This window comes from Streptomyces sp. HSW2009 (assembly GCF_040240285.1).
Taxonomy (GTDB): Bacteria; Actinomycetota; Actinomycetes; order Streptomycetales; family Streptomycetaceae; genus Streptomyces.
In genome coordinates, this window is sequence record NZ_JBEHZD010000004.1 from 44,690 (window position 1) to 51,390 (window position 6,701).

Sequence of the window (6,701 nt, forward strand, 5' to 3'; positions counted from 1 at the left end):
GCCTCGCTGGTTCACAACCCCGAAAGCATGACAGGCTCTATCCATCGCGAGCCTGATGTCGAGGAGAGTGAATCCTTGCGGTCCGACGCCAACATCGCGGGGCCGATGACCGAACCGGTCCCCGGCCCCCGTACCGCTGAGCCCTCCCCGGGCGTACACCCGGGGCACCCAGCCTCGGGGGAGGATGTTTCACGTGAAACGCCGCCTCCGATGGACGGCTCCCCTGGATACGAGGGGGAAGCCCCGGCGCCCATCGGCCGAGCGGCGCAGCTTGCCGTAGCGGCCCTGGGGCGCTCGGGCGAGGGCCTCCCCCGCCCCCAACAGACCCGGGTCATGGTGGTGGCCAACCAGAAGGGCGGCGTGGGCAAGACCACGACGACCGTCAATCTGGCGGCTTCGCTGGCCCTGCACGGCGCCCGGGTACTGGTGATCGACCTGGACCCGCAGGGGAACGCCTCCACCGCCCTGGGCATCGACCACCACGCCGAGGTGCCGTCCATCTACGACGTCCTGGTCGACAGCAAGCCGCTGTCCGACGTCGTGCAGCCGGTGCCCGACGTGGAGGGGCTGTTCTGTGCGCCGGCCACCATCGACCTGGCTGGTGCGGAGATTGAGCTGGTCTCCCTGGTGGCCCGGGAGAGCCGACTTGAGCGCGCCATTCAGGCGTACGACCAGCCGCTGGACTACATCCTCATCGACTGCCCGCCTTCGCTCGGCCTGCTGACGGTCAATGCGCTGGTCGCCGGAGCAGAGGTGCTCATCCCGATCCAGTGCGAGTACTACGCGCTGGAGGGGCTGGGCCAGTTGCTGCGGAACGTCGAGCTGGTGCGCGGCCATCTGAACCCCAAGCTCCACGTCTCGACCATCCTGCTGACCATGTACGACGGCCGTACCCGGCTGGCTTCGCAGGTGGCGGACGAGGTGCGCAGCCATTTCGGCAGCGAGGTGCTGCGTACGAGCATCCCCCGCTCCGTACGGATCTCCGAGGCCCCGAGCTACGGGCAGACGGTACTCACCTACGACCCGGGGTCCAGTGGGTCGCTCTCCTACCTTGAGGCGGCCCGCGAGATCGCGTTGCGCGGGGCCGGCGTCTACTACGACGGGCACCATGCGCACGCGACGTCCAACGGGAATCCACAGCTTGAGCAGCACGATATGTCGAAGGGGATGCAGTGACTGAGCGACGGAGGGGGCTGGGCCGCGGACTTGGCGCGCTGATTCCCGCTGCCCCGAAGGGCACCGACGGCGCTTCGCCGACGGTGGGCGCCGGTGCGGCCTCGCCGACGGCGGTTCCCGTGCTCTCGCCCGAGCGGGGCGTTGCGGCGGCCAAGGTCACGACCTTGCCTCCCGGTGGTCCGGCGCGCGATGAGACGGTTCCTCCAGCGAGCGTTTCACGTGAAACAGAGGGCGCGTTCCCCGAGGACGTCGTGTCGGCCGCGTCGATCGATGGCGGCCTGGGAGCCCACTTCGCCGAACTGCCGCTGGACTTCATCACCCCCAACCCCCGCCAGCCGCGCGGTGTCTTCGATGAGGACGCCCTCGCCGAGTTGGTGACCTCCATCCAGGAGGTCGGGCTCCTCCAGCCGATCGTCGTCCGTCAGTTGGGCCCCGAGCGCTATGAGCTCATCATGGGCGAGCGGCGTTGGCGGGCCTGTCGCGAGGCGGGCCTGGAGCAGATTCCCGCGATCGTTCGGGCCACCGACGACGAGAAGATGCTGTTGGACGCGCTGCTGGAGAACCTGCACCGCGCCCAGCTCAATCCGTTGGAAGAGGCCGCGGCGTACGACCAGTTGCTGAAGGACTTCAACTGCACGCACGACGAGTTGGCCGACCGCATCGGGCGCTCCCGCCCGCAGGTCTCCAACACGCTGCGGCTGCTGCGGCTGTCGCCGTCCGTGCAGCGCCGGGTGGCGGCCGGGGTGCTCTCGGCCGGGCATGCCCGGGCGCTGCTCGCGGTCGACGACTCGGAGGAGCAGGACCGGCTCGCCCACCGCATCGTCGCGGAGGGGCTCTCGGTCCGGGCGGTGGAGGAGATCGTGACTCTGATGGGGTCGCGGCCGAACAGCACACAGAAGGCGACGGGCCCGCGGGCCGGCGGCCGGGTCTCGCCGGCGCTCACGGACCTGGCCTCCCGGCTCTCCGACCGCTTCGAAACGCGGGTGAAGGTCGACCTGGGCCAGAAGAAGGGAAAGATCGTCGTCGAGTTCGCCTCGATGGACGACCTGGACCGAATCCTGGGCACCTTGGCGCCGGGCGAGGGCCGGGTGTTGCAGAACCGGCTCACCGCGGAAGAGCCGGCCGAGCAGCCGGCCGAGGACGACACGGCCGCCGAATAGGCCGTCCTGACGAGCGGGCCGTGCTCCGGTGGCGGGGTGCGGCCCGCTCGCCGTGTGGGAGCCGGTACCGGGGGATTCTGCTCGTGGATACGATGCGTACGAGTGGCACGTCCGCGCGGAGGGCGGCTCCCGGCAAGGTGAGCCGCGCCGGTTGGGGCGACGGCCGACCCCCGGGCGCGGGTCGCTGGAGACCTCGTGGACGGCCTTGCGGAACGCAGCGCACTGTCGGCCGCTCGACGGCGGCCGGTGAGGGAAGCGAGGAACTGGCTAGATGGGGCGTCGGCTCGTACCACTCACCCTGGACAACCTCACCGACCTCCCCAAGCGCTGCCGCGCCTGTGTCTTCTGGGAACTCGACCCCGTCAGCGGTGAAGCAGCGGTGCGCGCCGGGCGGCCCGAGGTCGAGAAGGAAGCGTGGATCTCGGCGGTGCTCCTGGAATGGGGCTCCTGCGGCCGGATCGCCTATGTGGACGAGGTGCCGGTGGGCTTCGTGCTCTATGCGCCGCCGGCGTACGTGCCGCGGTCGCTGGCCTTCCCCACCAGCCCGGTGGGGGCCGACGCCGTGCAGTTGATGACGGCCTGGCTGATGCCCGGCTACCGGGGGCAGGGGCTCGGCCGGGTGATGGTGCAGGCCGTGGCCAAGGACTTGATGCGGCGCGGGGTGAAGGCCATCGAGGCGTTCGCGGACGCGCGGTGGGAAGAGCCGGCGTGTGTGCTGCCGGCCGACCATCTGCTGGCGGTCGGCTTCAAGACCGTACGGGCCCATCCTCGCTTTCCCCGGCTACGGCTGGAGCTGCGGGCCACGATCTCCTGGAAGGAAGACGTGGAACTCGCCCTGGACCGGCTGCTGGGTGCCGTGCAGAAGGAACCGGTGCTCCGCCCGCTGTAGGGGCGCGACAAGGACGGCGAAGACGTGTGGGCCCGCACCCCCGAGGGGGAGCGGGCCCACACGTCGTAGGTCCGGGACGTCCTCAGCCGAGGAAGTCGGACAGCTCGCGCTCAAGGGCGGCCTTCGGCTTCGCACCCACGATGGTCTGCACGACCTCGCCGGCCTTGTAGACGTTCATGGTGGGGATGGACATGACGCCGTACTTGGCGGCCACGGCCGGGTTCTCGTCGATGTTGACCTTGACGATCTCGATCTTGTCGCCGTGCTCGGCCGCGATGGCCTCAAGCGACGGGGCGATCATGCGGCACGGACCGCACCACTCGGCCCAGAAGTCGACCAGAACGGGCTTGTCGTTCTTGAGGACGTCCTCGTCGAAGGAGGCGTCCGTTACGTTCTTCAGCGTGCCAGCCACAGCGTTTCCTCGTTTCGGTGATGCGGGGGTGAAGGGAGAGAAGGTCAGACGGCAGCGGCCGGCGGCTCGTCGTCCGCAAGCCCGGCCAGGAAGCGCTCGGCGTCCAGCGCGGCGGAGCACCCCGTACCGGCGGCGGTGATGGCCTGGCGGTAGGTGTGGTCCACGACGTCGCCCGCGGCGAAGACGCCCGGCAGGTTGGTGCGGGTGCTGGGTGCCTCGACCTTCAGATAGCCCTCGTCGTCCAGGTCGAGCTGGCCCTTGAAGAGCTCGGTGCGGGGGTCGTGGCCGATCGCGATGAACAGGCCGGTCACCGGAAGCTCGGAGGACTCCCCCGTCTTCAGGTTCCGCAGAGCCAGGCCCGAGAGCTTGCCGTCACCGTGGATCTCCGCGACCTCGCTGTCCCAGACGAAGGAGATCTTGGGGTCGGCGAACGCGCGGTCCTGCATGGCCTTGGAGGCGCGCAGGGTGTCCCGGCGGTGGACGATCGTCACGGAGGAGGCGAAGCGGGAGAGGAAGGTGGCCTCTTCCATCGCGGTGTCGCCACCGCCGATCACGGCGATGTTGTGGTCCTTGAAGAAGAACCCGTCGCAGGTGGCGCACCAGGAGACGCCGCGGCCGGACAGCTCGTCCTCGCGGGGCAGTCCGAGCTTGCGGTGCTGGGAGCCGGTGGTGACGATCACGGCCTTCGCGCGGTGCACCGTCCCGGCCGAGTCGGTGACGGTCTTGATCTCCTGGGTGAGGTCGACGGCGACCACGTCGTCGGGGATGAGCTCCGCACCGAACCGCTCGGCCTGGGCCCGCATGTTGTCCATGAGGTCGGGGCCCATGATGCCGTCCCGGAAACCGGGGAAGTTCTCCACGTCGGTGGTGTTCATCAGGGCACCACCCGCGGTCACGGCGCCCTCAAAGACCAGCGGCTTCAGCGAGGCTCGGGCGGTGTAGAGCGCGGCCGTGTAGCCCGCGGGCCCGGAACCGATGATGATGACGTTGCGGACGTCGCTCACGGATGTCTTCCTTGTCTCTGCCGACGACGGATTGGAGGCAACCGACCGGCGATCGTTCCCGGAAAACTGCTGCCATCCCACCCAACGGATACTACGGGGCGGGCATTCCCGGAAGCCCTCGGCTACCGTCTGTGTTCGCCTGCCGGGGCGCAGTCCGCATCGTGACGCAGCCGTACGACGCCCACCCGCGCGGTCGAGCAGCCCCCTGTGGACCAGCCGGTGCCGTGGGCCAGTCGTGCCGTGGAACTGCCACGCCGCGGATCAGCCGTGCCGCGGGAAGCTGCGCTGGGCCAACACCGTGCCCGGCGGCGACGGGCTCTCCCGCGTACAGGCGGCGTCGATCACGAAGGCGTCGACCGTTGCGTCATCGCCGGGGTGCGGCAGCAGGACGAGATAGGCGGGCTTGCCGCCGTAGGTGTCTTCCTTGGCGGCCAGCGGTGGCTCGGGACGTTGGGTGCCCTGCCGGACACAGGAGGGGACGGTCGTGGCACCGGCTTCCAGCGGAGCGTTCGGCGAGGAATCCATCTCGACGCCGCGGGAGGACTTGCCGAGCGGCTTGGCCGTGGTGGTGTCGAGCAGCGCCCGTACGTCCCCGGCCAGGTCGGACGCGGTGATCGCGGTGCCCTCCGCCGTAGCAGGACCTGGGGAGGGCGTGTCGTCATCGGCGGTGTGCTGCACGAGGAACGTGCCCACGCCGAGTACGGCCGCCGCGCATGCGGTGCCGAGCAGGGCGGTCTGCCAGTGGCGGCGACGTCGGGGGCGGGTGGGGCCGGTGGTCGACCGGCCGGGGCCAGTGGACGAGCGGGCGCGGCCCGGCGGGCGGTCGGAGCCGGCGGCCGTCGTTTCACGTGAAACATCGCCCGTTTCCCGCGTCGACTTCGCTGCCGGCTCAGCCGTTGCCGCATCCGTCGTCTCTGCTGCTGGCTCCGTCACTGCTACCCGTACGGGCCCGGTCGCTGTTCCTGTCGCCGTTTCACGTGAAACCACCGCGGCGGCAGTCCCCTCGTCGGCTTCCTCGGAGTGGGCCACGGTGGAGTTCAGCAGGGCTTCGGCGGCCAGGGCCGCGTCGATCCGCCCGGCGACGTCAACCGGCATCCGGGCGGGCCCCGGCAACGTGCCGAGCAGGCCGCGGATCTCCTCCAACGAGGCGCGGACATCGGCGCAGAGCGAGCAGAGCGCCAGGTGGTCGCGGACGGGGCGGACTCGATGCGGGGGGAGCACGCCTTCGGTGAGAGCGGAGATTTCCGCGACCTCAGGGTGCTCGTCCGTGCCGGTCGTCGATGTCACGCTCGCCCACCTCCGCCCTTCACGGGATCTGCGTCATTCGGTTCTGCTGGCGGTGAGACGGATGTCCCCTGCGCCCGGTTCCTTCCCCGGCCCGACTCCTCGCTATCCCGTTCCTTCGGGTGGAGATGTGACAGGAGGGGCAGGAGTCGAGCCCGTCCTCGGGCGCACCGGCTCTTGATGGTGCCGACGGCCACGCCGAGTACGTCGGCCGCCTCCGCCACCGGGTAGCCCTGCATGTCGACGAGGACGAGCGCCGCCCGCTGTTCCGCCGGGAGGGTGCGGAGTGCCTGGAGGAGTTCACGGTGCAGGTCGTGCCGCTCGGCAGGGACCGCGGCCGACTCGTGCGGCTCCAGGAGTTGTTCCAGCCGCTCCGTGTCGTCGGTCGGCGAGGTCTTGCGGGTGACGGCCTTCCGGGCCCGATCCAGGCAGGCGTTGACGGTGATGCGGTGCAGCCAGGTGGTGACGGCCGACTGGCCGCGGAAGGTGTGGGCGGCACGGTAGGCGGACACCAGGGCGTCCTGGACGGCGTCCGCCGCCTCTTCACGGTCGCCGAGGGTGCGCAGCGCCACCGCCCACAGCCGGTCGCGATGGCGCCGGACGATCTCGCCGAAGGCGTCGGGATCGGCCCCCCCCCGGGGGGGGGGGGGGGGCCCCGCGGGGGGGGCGGGGGGGGGGCGTCCCCTGCGCGACCGGGGGCTGGGCGCCGGCGGGGCGGCGGGGCGCACGGGGGGGGGCGGGCCGCGGCGGCCGACGGTGCGGCCGGTCCACTGGGT

Annotated in this window: 7 protein-coding genes; 3 read left to right on the top strand and 4 right to left on the bottom strand. The window is 70.8% G+C overall.

The window, feature by feature from the left end; all coding sequences use genetic code 11:
* Window positions 1-27 precede the first annotated feature (27 nt).
* The 3 genes from AAHZ94_RS00805 (at window position 28) to AAHZ94_RS00815 (ending at window position 3,225) form a co-directional block, all read left to right on the top strand.
* On the top strand, window positions 28-1,176 hold the full coding sequence (locus AAHZ94_RS00805; protein WP_349989846.1) for a ParA family protein: 1,149 nt from the start codon (window positions 28-30) through the stop codon (window positions 1,174-1,176).
* Window positions 1,173-2,336 carry a ParB/RepB/Spo0J family partition protein gene (locus tag AAHZ94_RS00810; RefSeq protein WP_349989847.1) on the top strand — a complete coding sequence of 388 codons (1,164 nt, stop codon included), beginning with the start codon at window positions 1,173-1,175 and terminating at the stop codon, window positions 2,334-2,336. Before AAHZ94_RS00805 ends, AAHZ94_RS00810 begins: the two co-directional genes overlap by 4 nt.
* Window positions 2,337-2,607: 271 nt before the next feature.
* Window positions 2,608-3,225, top strand: coding sequence for a GNAT family N-acetyltransferase (locus AAHZ94_RS00815; RefSeq protein ID WP_349989848.1), 618 nt, complete (start codon window positions 2,608-2,610; stop codon window positions 3,223-3,225).
* Window positions 3,226-3,307: 82 nt separating this feature from the next.
* On the opposite strand, the gene trxA is transcribed toward AAHZ94_RS00815, so the two are convergent.
* From trxA to sigM, 4 genes are all read right to left on the bottom strand, one after another.
* Window positions 3,308-3,637, bottom strand: coding sequence for a thioredoxin (trxA, locus tag AAHZ94_RS00820; RefSeq protein WP_349989849.1), 330 nt, complete (start codon window positions 3,635-3,637; stop codon window positions 3,308-3,310).
* Window positions 3,638-3,681: 44 nt separating this feature from the next.
* On the bottom strand, window positions 3,682-4,641 hold the full coding sequence (gene trxB, locus AAHZ94_RS00825; protein ID WP_349989850.1) for a thioredoxin-disulfide reductase: 960 nt from the start codon (window positions 4,639-4,641) through the stop codon (window positions 3,682-3,684).
* 261 nt (window positions 4,642-4,902) lie between these two features.
* On the bottom strand, window positions 4,903-5,928 hold the full coding sequence (locus AAHZ94_RS00830; protein WP_349989851.1) for an RsmA family anti-sigma factor: 1,026 nt from the start codon (window positions 5,926-5,928) through the stop codon (window positions 4,903-4,905).
* Window positions 5,925-6,653 carry an RNA polymerase sigma factor SigM gene (gene sigM, locus AAHZ94_RS00835; RefSeq protein ID WP_349989855.1) on the bottom strand — a complete coding sequence of 243 codons (729 nt, stop codon included), beginning with the start codon at window positions 6,651-6,653 and terminating at the stop codon, window positions 5,925-5,927. Before sigM ends, AAHZ94_RS00830 begins: the two co-directional genes overlap by 4 nt.
* Window positions 6,654-6,701: the final 48 nt, after the last annotated feature.